General features: G+C 37.3%; 14 protein-coding genes. 13 read left to right on the top strand and 1 reads right to left on the bottom strand.

The window, feature by feature from the left end; translation table 11 throughout:
* The first annotated feature begins 25 nt into the window (after positions 1 to 25).
* From BKO01S_RS18615 to BKO01S_RS18595, 5 genes are all read left to right on the top strand, one after another.
* Complete coding sequence (locus BKO01S_RS18615; RefSeq protein ID WP_066057767.1) at positions 26 to 1,648, top strand: ATP-binding protein; 1,623 nt, start codon at positions 26 to 28, stop codon at positions 1,646 to 1,648.
* Positions 1,645 to 2,373, top strand: a complete 729-nt coding sequence (locus BKO01S_RS18610) for a response regulator (protein ID WP_369691008.1) — start codon at positions 1,645 to 1,647, stop codon at positions 2,371 to 2,373. The genes BKO01S_RS18615 and BKO01S_RS18610 overlap by 4 nt, the downstream gene beginning before the upstream one ends.
* Positions 2,374 to 2,555: 182 nt before the next feature.
* The gene (locus BKO01S_RS18605) at positions 2,556 to 3,893 is read left to right on the top strand and encodes a CitMHS family transporter (RefSeq protein ID WP_066057763.1); all 1,338 of its coding nucleotides are present in this window, start codon (positions 2,556 to 2,558) and stop codon (positions 3,891 to 3,893) included.
* Positions 3,894 to 3,926: 33 nt separating this feature from the next.
* Positions 3,927 to 4,730: a fumarylacetoacetate hydrolase family protein gene (locus BKO01S_RS18600; RefSeq protein WP_232311281.1), complete on the top strand. Its 804-nt coding sequence runs from the start codon at positions 3,927 to 3,929 to the stop codon at positions 4,728 to 4,730.
* Positions 4,731 to 5,365: 635 nt separating this feature from the next.
* Positions 5,366 to 5,890 carry an LURP-one-related/scramblase family protein gene (locus BKO01S_RS18595; protein WP_066057760.1) on the top strand — a complete coding sequence of 175 codons (525 nt, stop codon included), beginning with the start codon at positions 5,366 to 5,368 and terminating at the stop codon, positions 5,888 to 5,890.
* 111 nt (positions 5,891 to 6,001) lie between these two features.
* Here BKO01S_RS18595 and BKO01S_RS18590 read toward each other — a convergent pair whose 3' ends face one another.
* Complete coding sequence (locus tag BKO01S_RS18590; protein ID WP_066057757.1) at positions 6,002 to 7,120, bottom strand: oxygenase MpaB family protein; 1,119 nt, start codon at positions 7,118 to 7,120, stop codon at positions 6,002 to 6,004.
* Positions 7,121 to 7,574: 454 nt separating this feature from the next.
* Here BKO01S_RS18590 and BKO01S_RS25060 point away from each other — a divergent pair, with 454 nt between their 5' ends.
* The 8 genes from BKO01S_RS25060 to BKO01S_RS18550 all read left to right on the top strand — a co-directional run bounded on the left by BKO01S_RS25060 (position 7,575) and on the right by BKO01S_RS18550 (position 18,050).
* Entirely contained in the window at positions 7,575 to 8,774 is a 1,200-nt protein-coding gene (locus tag BKO01S_RS25060) for a coiled-coil domain-containing protein (RefSeq protein ID WP_066057755.1), read from the top strand.
* A gap of 317 nt (positions 8,775 to 9,091) precedes the next feature.
* On the top strand, positions 9,092 to 10,849 hold the full coding sequence (locus BKO01S_RS18580) for a sensor histidine kinase (protein ID WP_066057752.1): 1,758 nt from the start codon (positions 9,092 to 9,094) through the stop codon (positions 10,847 to 10,849).
* Positions 10,850 to 10,853: 4 nt separating this feature from the next.
* Positions 10,854 to 12,407 (top strand): response regulator transcription factor, encoded by a 1,554-nt coding sequence (locus tag BKO01S_RS18575; protein ID WP_066057749.1) that lies wholly within the window; start codon positions 10,854 to 10,856, stop codon positions 12,405 to 12,407.
* 71 nt (positions 12,408 to 12,478) lie between these two features.
* Positions 12,479 to 13,774, top strand: coding sequence for an ABC transporter substrate-binding protein (locus BKO01S_RS18570; RefSeq protein WP_066057746.1), 1,296 nt, complete (start codon positions 12,479 to 12,481; stop codon positions 13,772 to 13,774).
* 323 nt (positions 13,775 to 14,097) lie between these two features.
* Positions 14,098 to 15,141 carry a beta-galactosidase BglB gene (bglB, locus tag BKO01S_RS18565; RefSeq protein ID WP_439951055.1) on the top strand — a complete coding sequence of 348 codons (1,044 nt, stop codon included), beginning with the start codon at positions 14,098 to 14,100 and terminating at the stop codon, positions 15,139 to 15,141.
* Between the two features lie 47 nt (positions 15,142 to 15,188).
* Positions 15,189 to 16,193: a TRAP transporter substrate-binding protein gene (locus BKO01S_RS18560; protein ID WP_066057742.1), complete on the top strand. Its 1,005-nt coding sequence runs from the start codon at positions 15,189 to 15,191 to the stop codon at positions 16,191 to 16,193.
* A gap of 12 nt (positions 16,194 to 16,205) precedes the next feature.
* Positions 16,206 to 16,727 (top strand): TRAP transporter small permease, encoded by a 522-nt coding sequence (locus tag BKO01S_RS18555; protein WP_198158846.1) that lies wholly within the window; start codon positions 16,206 to 16,208, stop codon positions 16,725 to 16,727.
* 24 nt (positions 16,728 to 16,751) lie between these two features.
* Positions 16,752 to 18,050 carry a TRAP transporter large permease gene (locus BKO01S_RS18550; RefSeq protein ID WP_066057739.1) on the top strand — a complete coding sequence of 433 codons (1,299 nt, stop codon included), beginning with the start codon at positions 16,752 to 16,754 and terminating at the stop codon, positions 18,048 to 18,050.
* The last annotated feature ends 61 nt before the right edge of the window (positions 18,051 to 18,111 follow it).

The following is an 18,111-nucleotide window of genomic DNA, read 5'->3' as shown; positions in this document are numbered from 1 at the left end:
GGAAAGGGTTAGGTGAGGAAATATTATGGATAATACATTCCAAAGCAAAAGGAAACTAGGATTATATCCAAAAGTGAAATTTAAATTAAAGTTAAAAATGATTACGCTTATAAGCCTATTGATTATTGGAATCTTTGCTATTTTTGTCATATTCCTCAATCGATTCATTTCAAATACAATAGAAGAACAAGTCGGAAAACGGGCGCTAAATTTGGCACATAGTGTTGCCCATATACCAGAAATCAAAAAAGCTTTTCAATTGAAAGATCCTTCAACGGTTATTCAGGATATTGTTATACCGATTCAAGAAGAAACCGGAGCTGAATTTATTGTTGTTGGTAATAGTCAAGGAATCAGATACTCTCACCCAGATCCTAGCCGGATTGGAGGGAAAATGGTAGGGGGGGATAATGAGCGAGCCTTGGTCTTGGGACAGTCATATGTTTCAAAGCAAGAGGGAACGCTTGGTTTATCTATACGGGGGAAGGTACCAATATACGTGGGTGAAAAAATAATAGGTGTAGTGTCAGTCGGATTTTTGAATGATAATGTACAAGACATTATTATCAATCAAAGCAAATCAATCTGGTATACACTTGGTATTATTGTCCTGCTTGGTTTAATCGGAGCAATTGCTATATCATTTTATATTAAAAGGTTACTGTTTAATCTAGAACCAGAAGAGATTTCTTACTTGTATTTACAGAACGAGGCTATTTTACAGTCCACACATGAAGGGATTATCGCAATTGATAATAGAGGAACCATTCATGCAATAAATTCAGCAGCAAAACGAATTATTAGCAGTAAGGAAGGACAAAAAGATTATATCGGTGTTTCAATAAAGGAGGTCATTCCGAGTTTTATTTCTTTTGGAGAGAAATTTAATGATAGGGAAATGATCCTAGGTGAAAATATTGTGCTCGTCAACCAAACCCCATTGTATAGTGAAGATTCTATCACCGGTGTGGTATTTACTTTTCGTAAAAAAAGCGAGCTGCAGAAAATGACAGAGGAATTGTCACGCATTAAGCAATATGCGAACGCCCAACGAGCCCTGACACATGAGCATTCAAATAAGCTACATATCATACTGGGATTATTGATTCATAACAAATTAAAAGATGCAATCGAGTTTATAAAAAAGGAAAGTAACCTTCAAAGTAAACTGTTAAGGTTTTTAACAGAAAAAGTGTCCGACCCTTTAATACATGCTTTATTACAGGGGAAATTCATTCAAGCGCAAGAGTTGGGAGTATCATTATATATTCTTCCAGACAGCCATCTTACATTTCAGTTTAATGAATTACAAAAGGACGCCATTTTAACTGTGTTAGGGAATGTAATTGAAAATGCATTAGATGAAGTTAAAGAATACAAAGACGGAAAAAGGGAGGTTTCTATTTTCTTTTCTGATAATGGCGATGATGTCATTTTCGAAATAGATGATTCCGGTAATGGAATAAAAAAACAGGATTATCTGCACATATTTGAGCAAGGTTTTTCGACAAAGAAGGGCCAGCACCGCGGTACAGGATTAGCTTTGTCTAGGAAAGTGCTGCAAGATGTTGGCGGAGAAATTTTTCTCGAAGATGGAGATTTAGGTGGGGCTTGTTTCATCATAAGCATTCCAAAAGATATGAGGTGATAACATTGAATGGAAGATACTCAGTACTTATTGTTGAGGATGATTTTAGGGTTGCTGAAGTGAATCGACAATATGTTGAAAAGGTAGAGGGCTTTCTCGTACAAAATGTCGTTAACAGTGGTAAAGAGGCATTAAAATACCTTAAAAGTACTAAATGCATCCCAGATTTAATTTTATTGGATATTTACATCCCAGATGTAGAGGGATTAGACCTTCTTTGGCAGATTCGTAATGCTTATCATGGAATTGATATAATTGCAGTAACAGCTGCGAAGGAAGTAGAAATAATCCAAGAAGCGCTACGGGGCGGGATTTTTGACTTTATTATAAAACCATTTGATCACGTACGTTTTGAGCAAACATTAAAAAGATATAAGGAATTCCGGCAGCTCCTAGATGTAAATAAAGAATTATGTCAGGGAGATATAGACCTTATTAAAGGATTTAAGGAGAGCCCAGGTTCTGATTCTACAATGATTACAAATCATCCAAAAGGAATCGAACCTATCACATTAAATGAAATTACTCGTTTATTTGAAGAGAAAAAAGTGGAAGAAATCACCGCATCAGAACTAAGTATCCTAATTGGAACAAGTCGATCTACCGCTCGGAGATATTTGGAATATTTGGTGATGAAAAATAAAATTGAAACAAAATTAATTTATGGAAGTGTTGGAAGACCAGAACGAAAATATATTCTCTGTGAAACTTATGAACAAAATTAATAATATGCTAGTTATTGTACTTATGAAACAATTATTCCCCTTTCTACTATCTATATGATATTTTTTTATTAATCTAAAAATTTAGAAATATATGTTTCTCATACTCTTCTGGTAAGCGCTTACGGAGTAAGCTATAAGGCTAGTTAGTTGAGTAGAGACACGATTTAGGAAGGGGATACGACATGAGTTTAAGCTTAATTGGTTTTATTATTATATTCGTTATCGTCGCATTGCTCGTTAGTGGAAAGGTAACACCAATTGTTGCAATGGTTATACCGCCGATTATTGGTGCGCTGCTAGCGGGCTTTTCGTTTTCGGAAGTTGGAGTCTTTTTTGATGAGGGAATAAGTTCTGTCATCTCCATTGCTATTATGTTTATCTTTGCGATTCTCTTCTTTGGAATCATGCAAGATGCCGGACTCTTCGATCCAATGATCAATAAAATGGTAGCCCTTACAAAGGGGAACGTTGTTACTGTTTGTATCGTTACCGTTCTTATAGCAGCAGTTGCTCAATTAGATGGATCAGGTGCTTCTACGTTTTTAATAACCATTCCAGCCCTTCTTCCAGTATATAATCGTTTAAAAATGAATCCATATTTGCTGCTTTTATTGGTAGCAGGAAGTGCAGGTATGATTAACATGCTTCCATGGGCTGGACCTCTAGGGCGGACAGCTACTGTTCTTGAAATGGATGTAATCGAACTATGGAAACCTATTATCCCTATTCAAATTATCGGGATGGTCATCATGTTAATTGTAGCTGTTTTCCTTGGTATGAGGGAGAAACGCCGCATATTTAAAGAATATGGTTCTTTAGAAATTGCTGCTTCAGCCGAATTTGCATTAACTGAAAATGATACAAAGGATATAGAATCCGCTAACAAAGACAACAGCCTCGCTCGTCCCAAATTATTATGGATCAATGCTATTCTTGCTTTAGCTGTAATCGGTGTTCTTATGACTGGGATTATTCCCGCAGGCTTAGCTTTTATGATCGGTGTCAGTCTAGCATTGCCAATAAATTATCCAAGTGTTAAGGAACAGATGCGAAGGATTCGAGAACATGCACCTAATGCCTTAACGATGGCATCTATAATACTAGCAGCAGGTCTATTCTTAGGAATCCTGGAAGGTACAGGGATGTTGACAGCAATTGCAAATGGTATCGTAGGTACCCTTCCGGGAACGATTGCTCCTTATTTGCATTTAATGGTTGGATTTTTTGGTGTTCCATTTGATTTATTATTAAGTACAGATGCTTATTACTTTGCATTGTTACCTGTGGTTGAACAAATAACCGCAGGATTTGGAGTCGATTCTGTATCGACAGCTTATTCGATGATAATTGGAAATATTGTAGGTAAATTTGTCAGTCCTTTGGCGCCTGCAGTATGGCTGGCCCTAGGTTTATCCGGTTTGGAAATGGGACGTCACATACGCTACTCTCTATTTTGGCTATGGGGAATAAGTCTTGTCTTAATAGCCATTGCTGTATTTATAGGAATTATAAATGTTTAATCTAAACGCAATTTGTAAAGAGGGTGAGTATGAATGACAATGAATTTATTACAAAGGACGAAAACGATCGTTCGATATCAAAATATATTTGGTGAAAAATACTACGGGATTGTTCAGGATGGGGAAATTCTACAATTATCTAGTAACTTTAATGAAATTATAAATAATGAGTTAAAACTTGATGGTGTAAGAGTTAAAGTTGCAGATGTAAAGATATTGGAGCCTGTAAAACCCCAAAAGGTGGTTAATTTTGGTTGGACATATGCCGAACACGCAAAGGAGACCGGGGGAAAGGCCAATCTGAAAGAACCTTTTTTGTTTTTAAAACCTGCATCTTCCTTGATTCCAAACGAGGGGGAAATCATTCTTCCCTCTCCTAGTCTAACAAATCAGGTGGAAATGGAGGGTGAAGTTGCACTTATTATTGGAAAACGTGCGAAAAACATTAAGGAAGAAGAAGCATTGGATTATGTTTTTGGATGTACGATTTTTAATGATGTAACGGCAAGAGATCTGACACAAACTGACCCTCAATTTACACGGGGCAAGGGATTTGATACATTTGGACCGTTGGGTCCGTGGATTGTGACAGGTTTAGATCCAACGAATCTAAGAATCATCACAACTTTAAACGATAAAGTCGTACAAGATGGCAGTACGAATCAGATGTCCCTTTCGATTCCATACCTTATTAGTTGGATTTCACGGGTTATGACATTGGAGCCGGGGGATGTTTTAGCTACTGGTTCTCCTTCCGGCAGTTGTCCAATGAAGTCAGGAGACGTAGTATCTGTGGAAGTTGAGAATATCGGTAAGCTACTTAATTATGTAAAATAGAGTAAAAGAACTGCCTCTTAAATAGGTGCGGAGAACCGTATCATAGCAAATGCGTTTTTTAACAATCAGCACCACTCCATAATAGGATTGGTGCTTTAATTTTAATTTGAGATTAAGAGAGAGTTTTCAATTTCAGTTACTAACTCATGTTCCTTAATCTCCGTTGAACGAACAGAATTTGCAAGTCTTCTCGTTTTTGCTTCATAGCTAATATTAGTATTTATATAAATCTAATATTAACTTAAACAAAGATTTTGATGATCAACATGTTTAATAAATGATTTTAATGTTGTAGAGTCGTTGTCTTTTCTCCTGGCCATTGAAGATGTACAGGAAGTGTTGTTTTCAGTTAGTGTTAGATAGGTCACTTTATTATTAATATAGTTCATGATGGATGCTGGTAAGACTGCCATTTCCTACTCCAGATGCGACTAACGAAACAATGGTTTGGAGTTCATTCGCTTGTTGAGATTTAATGGGGCTAAGTCCTACTTCATAAAATAGGCTGATGATTGCGTCGTAATAACCGTGACCTTGTAGACAAAGCCATTTTTGGCTTTGTCTACACTCGTTTTTTAGAAAGGGACTCCTTTAAGGAGAAGACCCATTAGTCTTCTTCGATAGAATTCTTCTTCATCGATCACTTTAATTACTTTTTCCATAAAGCAGCTTTATATATAAAACAGAAGGTATTCAGTGTTAGTGGCAAGTTTACAGTAAAGGATGCGCAGGAGAAGGATGTATATTACGTAGAGGGCAGTTTTATGCAAATTCCAAAGACTTTCTCCATTATGAATACAACTAGAGACGAAGTGGCGCTCATTACGAAGAAGGTGTTCAGCTTCTTACCGAAATTTCTTGTTGAGGTGAATGGGCGAGAGGTAGTAACGATTAAGAAGGAGTTTTCCTTCTTTAAGGCACGCTATACGATTGATGCTGCAGGTATTGAAGTGTATGGGAATTGGTGGGATATGGAGTTTGAGATATTACAAAATGGTAATGTCGTAGGTAAAGTGAGCAAGGAGTGGTTCGCTTGGGGAGATAGCTACAAAGTTCAAATAATGAATGAAGAGATGGAAACCGTCATTATTGCACTTGTCGTGGCAATTGATTGTGTGAAGGCCGATCAAGCAGCTGCTTCCTCCGCAGCAACACCATAACGTAGGAATACAAATATAAAATAGCATAGAAATCTCTAGTAATCGTGGTTTCAATAGATAATAAACAAGAAACGAAGCATGGGAACCGCCCCATGCTTCATTGTTTTATTATTACACCCTTTTCTCCTCAATTCCCCAAGCCTTCTGCAGTTCAGTTGGTATGAGAAATTGGGTATATTCATAGTCGGTCATCGCAAGTGACTGGCGCTTCAGTATGGCTAACCCCACTCGATTGACCATGCTTCCGAAAAAACCCGTATAATCTGGATCAAGCAAAAAGCCTGTTAGCTCTTTGAATTTCATAATTTTTATCCAATTGGAGTGAGGAACTTCCAACCAGTCTGCTATTTCGTCTCCTGCAGTTTCTCGAATGAGAGCTGGAATTATATTGTCAAACATCTCACCGGGGATGAGGTCTGCATGAAATTCAAGTAGAGCACGAGTCATCAGAACCCCTTCTGGAGAAGGTCCATGGTGTCTTGTTTTAATCATTTCCTCTAACTGCTTTGCCTCTTGGATGGTTTCTGGGAGAATATCTTTTCGAACTCCCAGCATGATTCCGACAATTTTCCAAAAGTACAGGTAATCTTCCGCTTGTTTATTTGTTATTTTCATACCTAACTGACGAAGCCCATCTATGATCACAATGGAAAAGCTTATTAGAGTACCAAGCAGATCCTCCTGACAAATGGGGATGCCATTCTCTTTTTCGTCCCATCTGCCGGTCTTTTGAACCAAATGGCGAATGGCGGAATGCATGAGACGGACTTTTTGAATGGCTTTGATTCCTAGTCCTCCGGATTCAAGTCCACCTGGAGCCAAGATGTGAAGCACGAATTGCCCTGTTTCTGCTATCCTACGGTATGCGTTTTGACCTAAACGATAACTGAAAGTAAGGACCTTCACACCTTTACGTGCTGCGTAACAATTCACAAGTGAGCTTGTTGATAGTAGGAAGGTGATGGCGATGCCATGTTCCTGAAATAAATCAGTAGCGTTTTTTATTCTGGCCCAGTCCACTCCTTCTGGGCAATGAGCGGTATTTTTCAGCCAAAACTCAATGGTATCCGGTAGTTCTTCTGGATACTCCTGATTATTGTGCATTAATCGCTTCAATAATTCGTTTACGGATCCAACCTGACTGTTCTGAAACAGTTCATCCATTATTCGGTCCAGAACTGGATCGCCTTCCATCCGCAACTTCTCTAAACACTCGTCTGTATATAACATCCCTTTCCCCCTCCTCACTAACCCTTAGTAGAACAGTAGACTTGAAACATTTACATAAATCTTCCTATCGGGAGACTAATATGTAAACATGATTGAAGTTAACAAAGGATTATTTAAGAAAATTTTACCATAAAGAGTAATCAAGAGTTGTTAGATTTTTCCGACATTACCTGATGCATATATCGTAAAAGGTATTCGTAAAAAATACCCTATAAAGAGACACTATGAAAATGGTCTCTTTATAAGGTACTTTTATGTATATTACTTTTCACCTATTTAGATTTATATAAATCATGTTGAATCTTGTAATATTTGAAATATATTTGTAATTTACCTATAACATTATTGTCAGATTTTGATGATATAATACTATTAACATATATATTTGTCGAAATCAATACATGTCATTATACATATAAATTGTTTCACTGCCGGGAGCAGGGAGGACCTAAACTTGAAAAAAACTACATTCATTACACTTATTACAACATTCACACTTGGAGTAGGTAGCTTGCTTACTGTTTCACCAGTTAAAGCGGAATCCATCCAAAATATTCAAAACAGTATTGTAAACGCTCAACAACAGCTTAGTGGCTTACAAGCACAGCGATCAGAAGTAGAAGCACAAATCCAAAAGATTGAACAAGCTATTGCTGACAACAGTGCTAAGATTGAATCTACAAATGCGCAAATTGCGGAAACACAGGTCGAAATTGAACAACTGAACAGTGCGATTGATGAGATTGAGGAACGAATTGCGGTCCGTAATGAAAAATTGAAGGCCCGTGCGGTTTCTTATCAAGCTAGCGGTGGTCAATTAAGCTATTTAGATGTAGTCTTTGGATCCAAAAATTTTGGTGATTTTATTGACCGTGTTGGAGCAGTGACAAAAATACTAGATGCTGATCGAGAAATGATAGAAGCACATGAAGAGGATAAAAAGGCAGTAGAAGAAAAATACAAGGCTGTCGAACAAAAGTTAAATGACCTGAACAATATGAAGGTTGAACTTGAGGGAATGCAAGCTCAAATTGCTGAGCAAAAGGCAAACAATGAGGCTCTAAGAGCACAGTTGGTTAATCAAGAGAATGATAGTTTAGCAGAAATTTCAAGTCTTCAGCAGCAGAAAGCAGAATTGCAAATAGCTGCCGAGGCAGCAAGAACTGCTGTTACAGCCCCATCGAACCCCCAATCTGGGACAAGCAAAGGAACGTCAGTAAGCAACTCTAACTCAATACCGGTTTCAAATACAGCAGGTTCATCTGATTCTATTTCGATTGTAATCAATGCAGGTAATAAATATATCGGTAATTCAGTGTATGTATTTGGCGGGGGAAGAACAGCCTCTGACATCGCAAACGGGCGTTTTGACTGTTCTGGTTTTGTATCTTGGGCATTTTCACAGGCTGGTGTTCGCGTGGGTGCTAGCACGGATTCACTAAAAAATACAGGGACACCTGTATCTGTAAATGAAATGCGACCTGGTGATATGGTATTTTTTAATACATATAAACAGGATGGTCATGTTGGAATTTATATCGGTGGCGGTAAGTTTATTGGATCACAAAGCTCAACAGGTGTAGCTATTGCCAATATGTCAAGTGGGTATTGGGCAAATACGTTTAACGGCAGAGTGATGAGAGTTATTCATTAATAGATTAAAAGACAGGGATTTTTTCCTTGTCTTTTTATTTTAGGTTACAGTAAGAAAACGCTGGGTTTCCTAACCGGCGTTTCTTCATGAATCCGTAACAATCATCTCTGTTTTCTACACAAAAAAGTCGGTTTTTTATAGTAATCCATTCGTGTTTTTCTATTACACTAGTATAAAATTGGGAATATTATTTCCCTTATTTAAAAATGAAAACGTTGTCTTGCTAAGTATACTAAATTACAGCATTCCCTTTATGAAAGCTCCACAGATGGAGCCGTTTTCTAAGCCTTATATGCTAAGGGAGATTTCTAAATTACATGAAAAAGATAAGGGTCAGCATTGCGAATTTCTATAAAAGTTTAAAACTAAATGCAAAGTTATTTATAACGATCACGTTAATTATGTTGACCACACTGGCATTCGTATTGGGTGGACTTCAATATGCGTTTTCCTTTTATGATGAACAACTCTATACAAAATCCTCACAAGTGTTGATGATGTCATCTAACACGATCGAAAAGGAGTTAGATAGAGTAGAAGAAGTCAGTTACAATATTGCGGTTGATCCACAGATTCAAAGGATCTTATCAGAGCTTCAAGCTGATGTGACCGGTTATGATTTCCATCGTCTTCAACAAGAAATTGAAGATGAATTGGCCAAATATATCGGCTCTGAAAACTATATTCAATCCATTAATTTATATGATTCAGTTGGAAGGGAATTCTTATCTGGTTCCAGCAGCCATCCCCTAAAGAAGGAAGATAAAAATCTTGCTTTTATTCAAGCTGATAAGTACGAGGGGGAAAACCATTGGTTGGAACTAGTTGGATATAATGGAGACTTAATTTCAGCCCGACTCATCCTTTCGTATGAGCAACTAAGTTTTGAGAAGATCGGAAAGCTCCTTATTCGGGTAAATTTAAATAAAATTGTAAGCGATTTACCGAAACCTCAAGGGGAGATTGCAGGAAATATTGTTATTACGCAGGGAAACCGAATGATCTTTTCTGAAAAAGAAATGGACTATTTGAGCGAATATACGTTCCTTACGAAAAATATGCAGGGGTACAGTATTGAAAACATCAAGGGAGAAAGAACATTCATCAACCATATAACAACGAATTTTGATGGGTGGACTTATTGGAGCATCATTCCATTTGATAGGATGTTTGCAAAGATTACGGCCGCAAAATATACATTGTTGTTGGTATTTATGATCATGTTCGTTTTTCTTATTACCATTGGCTTTACATTTTTAAGGAAGCTTACGAATCCTATTTTGGACTTAGCAACAACCATGCAGGAAGTTCAAAACGGCGATTTTAACGTTGTTCATAGATTACATCCTGCTATTCAAAATGACGATGAAATTGGAATTCTTTATCGCAATTTTAAAACAATGATTCAAAGAATTGATGAGTTGATACAAGAGAATTTCTCAAAGCAGCTCCTGATAAAGGAAACGGAGTTTAGAGCTTTACAGGCTCAGATTAACCCACATTTTTTGTACAATACGCTTGAATCTATTAACTGGTTGGCAATAACAAGAAAACAGGAGCAAATTTCTAAGATGGTTGAATCCCTCGGACATCTAATGAGGAACTCCCTAAATTTTAAAGAGGATATCATTCTGTTTGAGGAAGAACTTGATATTGTGAACAGCTATTTAACGATTCAAAAGTACCGATTTGACGATCGGTTCGACATGGTTATGGATATTCCCGATTACGTTAGAAAGTATAGGATTCCGAAATTAATCATACAGCCACTGCTTGAAAATACCTTCAAGCATGCAGTGGAGCCTTCTATTTACACGATGAATATTAAACTATCTGCTTTTCAAGAGGAAGATAAACTTTATATCCAGATTGAAGATAATGGACCAGGTATTGACCCCCTGATTTTGCAAAAGGTCAAAGAAGGCTTGGTGAAACCTAGAGGGACGGGAATTGGATTAAATAATATTGACGATCGAATCAAGCTTTATGCTGGAGAACACTATGGCTTAAGAATTGAAAATCTTTCGGGGAATGGGACCGCGATTACTGTGGTTTTACCTGTTAGGACGGGGTGATTAGATGACTTATAAGGTGTTAGTAGCTGATGATGAAAAGATTATTCTTGAAGGGATTTCTAGTGTAGTTGATTGGAAGGCATTGAATACGGAACTTGTGGCAACTGCAAGAAACGGGATGGAAGCCTATGAAAAAATTATCGATTTAGAACCAGATATTGTGATCAGTGATATAAGAATGCCTGGTATGGATGGGCTCAGTCTAGTATCGAAGGTCAACAAGAAATTTCCTTCCATCAAGTTTATTCTCTTATCCGGATTTAATGATTTTGAATACGCTAGGACTGCCATGCAATATGGTGTTAAAAAATATTTGTTAAAGCCTTGTAATGAAGAAAAAATTACGGCTGCGTTACACGTTGTTATTACCGAATTAAAGGAACAAAACGTCAAGGATACCTTTGTCAGTGATCTTCGGGCAAAATATGAAAAGGCGCAGCCTTATATAAAATCCCACCTATTAATGGAATTCTTAACTAGTAAAAACTATTCAAATAAAGACTTATCTTACTATCAGCGACTTTTTGATATAGAGATAGAGAATGAAAAAGTTAGACTCATCCTTTTTAAGGTGGAGGGTGATTTTACCTATCAGGATTTATATGCGATAAAAAATATTGGAGCAGACATATTTGATTCGATTCTCTTAAACAGCAATATTGGAGAATATGCACTGTTTCTCATCAAGGATAATAATGACTGGGAAAAACTCCATGATCAAATTACACAAATTAGACAGCTTATTTCACAGTACTTCAAAAGGGATACCACTGTTGCCATAAGTGAAGGGGATTCTATTGGTAACGCTAGAAACTTGTACCGTGAAGCAATGGAGTGTTTGGAACATCGTTTTTATTTAGGAGAAGGAAGCATTATAACGAAAAAAGATCTATTCCCCATAAATACTCACTTTCCAAGCGAAAGGATCATGGATGAACAGCAAATCATTTTAAAAATCAAATCGGGACATATTCAGGATGTAGGGAAAGAAATCGATATCATCTTTGAAAAAATGGCTGATTTACGGATAGGGATTGACTTGACAAAATCCTACTGTATCCAGCTATATCTTTCCGTCATCCAGACGGTAGATGTAGAGCATATGCAAGACTACCTTATGGGAACCTCAGCATTGCTAGGTATGGAAACCGTACAGCAAATGAAGGAATATATCGAAGCAGCCGCAAAAAACATGACAAATGAATACTATAATCATTTCAAATCAAAACAGTCCTCTGTTATTGACAGAGTAATAGAAATTGTAGAAGAGAATCTTAGTAATCCCGATCTTTCTCTTAAAATGGTAGCGAATAACATCCTTTATATGAATCCAGATTATTTAGGAAAACTGTTTAAACAAGAAACTGGTCAGAGGTTTTCTGCTTATCTTACAAAACAAAGAATAGAAAAGGCAGTTGAATATATTTTGGAAATGGATAACGTAAAAGTTGGAACGTTAGCGGAAATGATCGGTTTTAAGGATAACCCACAATATTTTAGTCAAGTTTTTAGAAAGTATACTGGGTATACACCTTCAGAATATCGAAAAGTAACATAAGTTATACCCTCCATTCCTTATTTTTCGGCCAAAATCATTATAGAGTTTATTCACCAAAGGGGGGATAAAAATTGAGAAGGCTTGGCCCGGTATTTTTATGTTTCATATTGCTACTAACCGTTTCTGGATGTAGCCCCAGCAGTGAAAATTTGAATAGAGATAACGGTGAACATGAAAAAGTAACCCTTCGTGTATCCTGGTGGGGTGGTCAGCAAAGAAATGATTATACCTTGAAGGTTATTGAGTTGTATGAAAAGGAAAACCCGCATGTGGAGATTGAACCCCAATTTGGGAATTGGGACGATTATTGGAGAATGCTCGCTCCAATGGCTGCCACGAGCAAACTACCTGATGTGATTCAAATGGACACTGCCTACCTATTTCAATATGGGGAAAAAGGACAACTTGAGGATTTATCAAAATATATCTCCAATGGTACCATTGACGCCCGTTCGATTGGTGAAAATGTGCTTGCCGGTGGAAAGAATGATGATAAATTATACGGATTTACATTAGGATCAAACGTCCTTTCAGTTATTGCAAATGACTTTATTTTAAATCAGGCTGGTGTTGTCATTGATGACGAAAACTGGACTTGGGAGGACTTTGAAAAAACGGCAATTGCTATAAGAAAAGCTACAGGAAAATACGGTACAAATGGAATGTACCCAGCTGATGTGTTTTTCCCTTACTATTTACGAACAAAAGGTGAACGATTTTATAATCAAGAAGGTACACGTCTTGGCTATCTAAACGATCAGTTATTCATAGATTACTTTAATAGGCAACTTAGACTAATAGATGAGAGCGCTTTCCCGACGCCAGACGTACAAGCACAGATGAAAGGGCATGAAGCAGAGTTTATTGGAAATGGAAGTGTTGCACTGACTTGGAATTGGTCCAACCAATATTCCACATTCGCTCAATCTTCAGATTCCTCTTTATCAATCTTGCTCCCACCTGAGCAGGCAAAGGAAAAAGCGTTATTTTTAAGACCAAGTATGTTTTTCTCCATTCCTAAGAGTTCAAAGCAAAAGATAGAAGCTGCTAAGTTCATTGACTTTTTTGTAAACAATGTGGAAGCAAATAAGTTGATTAAAGGGGAACGAGGTGTTCCGGTATCTTCAAAGGTGATAGAAGGAATCAAGCCAGGATTAACAGATGTAGAAGCAAATATCTTTCAATATGTAGAAAAGGTTTCTCAAAATATAAGTAAATCGGATTCACTTGATCCACTTGGAAATTCAGAGGTCATAAGGGTGTTGAAGGATATTACAAACCAAATCTTATTTAAGAAAATTACTCCAGAAGATGGTGCGAAGATGTTTAGAGCAGAAGCAGAAAGGATTTTACAAAGCAATAACTAATGCATAAACAGGATTAGCACCTCCCTTATAGGATAGCACCCTATATCCATAATCAAAACCAGCCGATGCTGGTTTTTTTATTTTATTAATAAGCTGTCAAGAGTATTAACTTCTCCCAAAATCAACTGGTTTAAAAACATCCATGTTTTTTATACCTAGACCTCTGTTTTTTAAATTGTTCCAAGAAACCGCATTCATTACAATGAACCTATAAGATTTGATAGCGCTGACAAATATTAAAAAAGATGATTTTCGGAGGGATATCTGTGATAAAGGAACAGGTTATTGAAAAAAAAGAAATCATTCATTCTATAAATTTATTAATGAAGAACCTTACAAAAATACAAGATGATTCTGGAGAATTTTTGCTCAATTTTGATGGGCTAATCGTTGACGATAAAAGCTGGAATGTTTGGAATTGGCCTCAAGGTGTTGGTCTATATGGAATCTATAAATATTGGAAATTGACGAATGACCCAAAAGCGATTGAAATTATTAATCGTTGGTTTGAAGCAAGATTTGAAGAAGGTGTGCCACCTAAAAATGTTAATACAATGGCACCATTTCTAACCCTGGCTTGTTTGTATGAGGATACAAAGAACCAGACATATATCCCGTATTTAGAGGATTGGGCTGAATGGGTCATGTATGATATGCCCCGTACAAAGGAAAATGGCTTACAGCATATGACCTACGGACCTGAAAACAAAAATCAGTTATGGGACGACACCTTAATGATGACGGTGCTCCCTTTAGCGAAAATTGGGATATTACTAAACAAACCTGAGTACTTAGAGGAGGCAAAACAACAGTTCCTTATCCATATCAAATATTTAACGGACCGAAAGACTGGTCTATGGTTCCATGGCTGGACATTCGAAGAAAATCATAATTATGCAGAAGCACTATGGGCAAGAGGAAACTGCTGGATTACCATTGCCATTCCTGAAATTATTGAAATATTAGACTTGAAAAAAGGGGATTTTCTTCGTGAATTCCTAATAGATACATTAAACAGACAAATTGAAGCACTAGCAAAATACCAACATAAAAGCGGATTATGGCACACATTACTAGACGACCCAACCTCTTATTTAGAAGCATCTGCTACAGCTGGATTTGCATATGGGATCCTAAAATCCGTTCATAAAAGGTATGTAAGCCAGGATTATAAAGAGGTCGCCCACAAAGCCATTGAGGGAATCTTGAAGGAAATTAATCATGAAGGAGCATTGCAAAAAGTCTCAGTCGGTACCGGTATGGGAGATACACTACAGTTTTATAAAGATATTAGAACAACTACCATGCCTTATGGACAATCGCTTGCGGTTTTATGTTTAAGTGAGTATTTACATTCTTATATTTAATATAGTGATGTTCAGAAACAGAGCGGAATATTTCGGGAGGGAAAGAAATGAAGAGAAACTTTCTACTGGTACTTGTAGGAATATTATTGCTTGCAATGGTTTCCGGTTGTAGTACGAAAACCCAAGCAGAAGAAAAAATCGTCCTCAGATTTGCTTATGCGAGTAACAGTCAACCTGTAATCGATTCAATGAAGGAATTTGGAAGATTGGTTTCTGAAAAAACAAATGGAAAGATTGAAGTTCAATATTACCCAGATGCACAATTAGGCGGGGAAAGAGAACTAATTGAACTAACCCAAACCGGAGCGGTTGATATTACAAAAGTAAGCGGTTCCGCTCTAGAGTCTTTCTCAAAAAAGTATTCTATTTTCGGGATTCCATACTTGTTTGATAGCGAAGAGCATTTCTATAAAGTAATGGAAAATGAAAAAATTATGAATCCCATTTACCAATCAACGGAAGACCTTGGTTTTGTCGGATTAACTTATTACGATAGTGGTCAAAGAAGTTTTTACATGAAAGATTCTCCAATAGAGACCCCGGCAGATTTAAAAGGGAAGAAAATAAGAGTTATGCAAAGTGAAACGGCTATAAAAATGGTGGAGTTGTTGGGTGGTTCCGCGACACCAATGGGCAGTAATGAAGTATATACCTCATTACAGCAAGGCATTATTGATGGAGCTGAAAACAACGAGTTCGTACTTGTGACGGCTGGGCATGGTGATGTGACACAATACTACTCTTATGATGAACATACGAGGGTCCCAGATATTGTGGTCATGAATACTGAAAGATTAAAGGGCCTAACAAAGGATCAAAGAAATGCCATTCATGAAGCGGCCAAAGAATCAACTGTATTTGAAAAATCGGTATGGAAAGAAGCAGTTGAAAAGGAGAAACAGGCAGCGATCGATAAACACGGTGTTGTCTTTAATGAAGTAGATAACAAGCCTTTTCAAGAAGCTGTTCAACCGCTTCACGAACAATTTAAAAACAGTAAGGAGTTTTCAAAAACCTATAATGCGATTCGCAGTTTAAGTGAAGATGAGTGATAGGAGGAGGAAATGGTGAAAAGTATCAAAAAAGTGATTGACCGAACGCTTGAATGGATTACGGGTACATTATTCCTTGTAATGGTAGCGGTTACCATGTGGCAAGTAATCAGTCGTTATATCCTGAATAGTCCTAGTTCGGTTACAGAAGAGTTTCTTAAATTTGCTTTAATTTGGCTATCGATGTTATCAGCTGCTTATGTGGTAGGGAAAAAGAAGCACATTGCTTTTACACTGTTAAGTGATCGTTTTAAGGATAATAAAAAGTTGTCGATTGATATTGTGATTCAAACGGGTTTCTTATTCTTCTCAGGCATTATTATGTTATATGGAGGAGCACGGGCAATTTCCATTACTATGGCACAATTATCACCTTCTCTTCATTTACCAATGGGATTGGTATATCTCTCATTACCAGTCAGTGGAGCATTAGGGCTTTTTTACAGTATTCAAAATATAATTGAACTTTTTTCAGAGAAAAAAGAAGTATTTACGAATAGTGAAGAACAATTGCCAGAAGAGAGAGTTGTTTAAATTATACAAAGAAGGTGAACTCGCATGGTTTTACAAGCCACGATCATTTTAGTCTTAGTATTTGCCGTTCTACTAGCTGTGGGAATTCCGATCGCGATAAGTATTTCAGTCGCTTCCTTGGCAACGGTTTTATTGGTATTGCCATTTGATGTCGCTGTGTTTACGTCAGCACAAAAAATGGTGGCCAGCCTGGATAGTTTTTCATTGATTGCTGTACCGTTCTTTATATTATCAGGAATCATCATGAATAATGGAGGAATTGCCGTTAAGTTGGTGAACTTCTCCAAGGTATTAACGGGGAGAGTCCCAGGTTCCTTGGCTCACTCCAATGTTATGGGAAATGCGCTTTTTGGTAGTATTTCTAGTTCAGCTATCGCGGCATCAACAGCCATTGGTGGTGTGTTGGTCCCACTTCAGGAAAAAGAGGGATATGACAAAAAGTTTGCAGCGGCAGTTAATATCGCTTCGGCCCCAACCGGAATGATTATTCCTCCAAGTACGGCGTTTATTATCTTTTCGTTAATAAGCGGAGGAACCTCCATTGCTGCTATGTTTATAAGTGGATACGTTATCGGAATTCTATGGGCTCTTGCGATTATGATTGTTGCATTCATGATTGCAAAGAAGAGAAATTTCCCCATCACACCTAAGGCGAAGAATGTGAATGTAAAAAAAATCTTTATTGAAGCCATTCCAAGCTTGTTATTGATTTTTATCATTATTGGCGGGATTCTTACGGGAGCTTTCACAGCTATCGAAGCATCTGCCATCTGTGTCGTCTATTCATTATTTCTTGCTCTTGTATACTATAAATCACTTACACTCAAACAAATACCGAATATTTTAGTGCAAGCGGTTGAGATGACAGGGATTATCATGCTATTGATTGCAGCGTCCTCGCTCATGTCTTTTGCCATGGCGTTTACTGGTCTGCCAGCAGCGATTAGTAGCTTTGTTTTAGGGATTTCTGATAATCCGATTATCATCCTGTTAATCATGAATATTGTCTTGTTACTCATTGGATGTTTCATGGACGTTGCTCCAGCGATTTTAATCTTTACACCAATCTTTTTACCTATTGCAACTAGCATAGGTGTACACCCTGTCCATTTTGCTATGTTTTTCATTTTTAACTTATGCGTGGGCTCAATTACACCACCTGTTGGTACGGGACTGTTTGTTGGAGCCAGCGTAGCGAAGGTGAAAATCGAGGAAGTTCTCAAACCGCTCCTTCCATTTTATGCAGCCATATTTGTTTTACTAATGCTCATAACTTATGTACCGCAAATCAGTTTGTTCTTACCAAACTTACTGGGGCTATAGATGTTCGTAGGAGGCAAAACCTTGGTAAGAAAAGCTAGTATCATGTATAAAGTAATCAAAG

The sequence above is a fragment of the Robertmurraya korlensis NBRC 107688 genome, from assembly GCF_001591645.1.
GTDB lineage: Bacteria > Bacillota > Bacilli > Bacillales > Cytobacillaceae > Robertmurraya_A.
Note: the sequence above shows the minus strand (reverse complement) of the source record. Positions and strands in the feature narration are given on the sequence as shown.

Excerpts from the sequence above, each read along its gene's own strand:
- BKO01S_RS18615 (WP_066057767.1), top strand. The coding sequence starts at position 26 with ATGGATAATACATTCCAAAGCAAAAGGAAACTAGGATTATATCCAAAA.
- BKO01S_RS18605 (WP_066057763.1), top strand. The coding sequence starts at position 2,556 with ATGAGTTTAAGCTTAATTGGTTTTATTATTATATTCGTTATCGTCGCA.
- BKO01S_RS18600 (WP_232311281.1), top strand. The coding sequence starts at position 3,927 with ATGACAATGAATTTATTACAAAGGACGAAAACGATCGTTCGATATCAA.
- BKO01S_RS18590 (WP_066057757.1), bottom strand. The coding sequence starts at position 7,120 with ATGTTATATACAGACGAGTGTTTAGAGAAGTTGCGGATGGAAGGCGAT.
- BKO01S_RS18580 (WP_066057752.1), top strand. The coding sequence starts at position 9,092 with ATGAAAAAGATAAGGGTCAGCATTGCGAATTTCTATAAAAGTTTAAAA.
- BKO01S_RS18575 (WP_066057749.1), top strand. The coding sequence starts at position 10,854 with ATGACTTATAAGGTGTTAGTAGCTGATGATGAAAAGATTATTCTTGAA.
- bglB (WP_439951055.1), top strand. The coding sequence starts at position 14,098 with ATGAAGAACCTTACAAAAATACAAGATGATTCTGGAGAATTTTTGCTC.
- BKO01S_RS18560 (WP_066057742.1), top strand. The coding sequence starts at position 15,189 with ATGAAGAGAAACTTTCTACTGGTACTTGTAGGAATATTATTGCTTGCA.
- BKO01S_RS18555 (WP_198158846.1), top strand. The coding sequence starts at position 16,206 with ATGGTGAAAAGTATCAAAAAAGTGATTGACCGAACGCTTGAATGGATT.
- BKO01S_RS18550 (WP_066057739.1), top strand. The coding sequence starts at position 16,752 with ATGGTTTTACAAGCCACGATCATTTTAGTCTTAGTATTTGCCGTTCTA.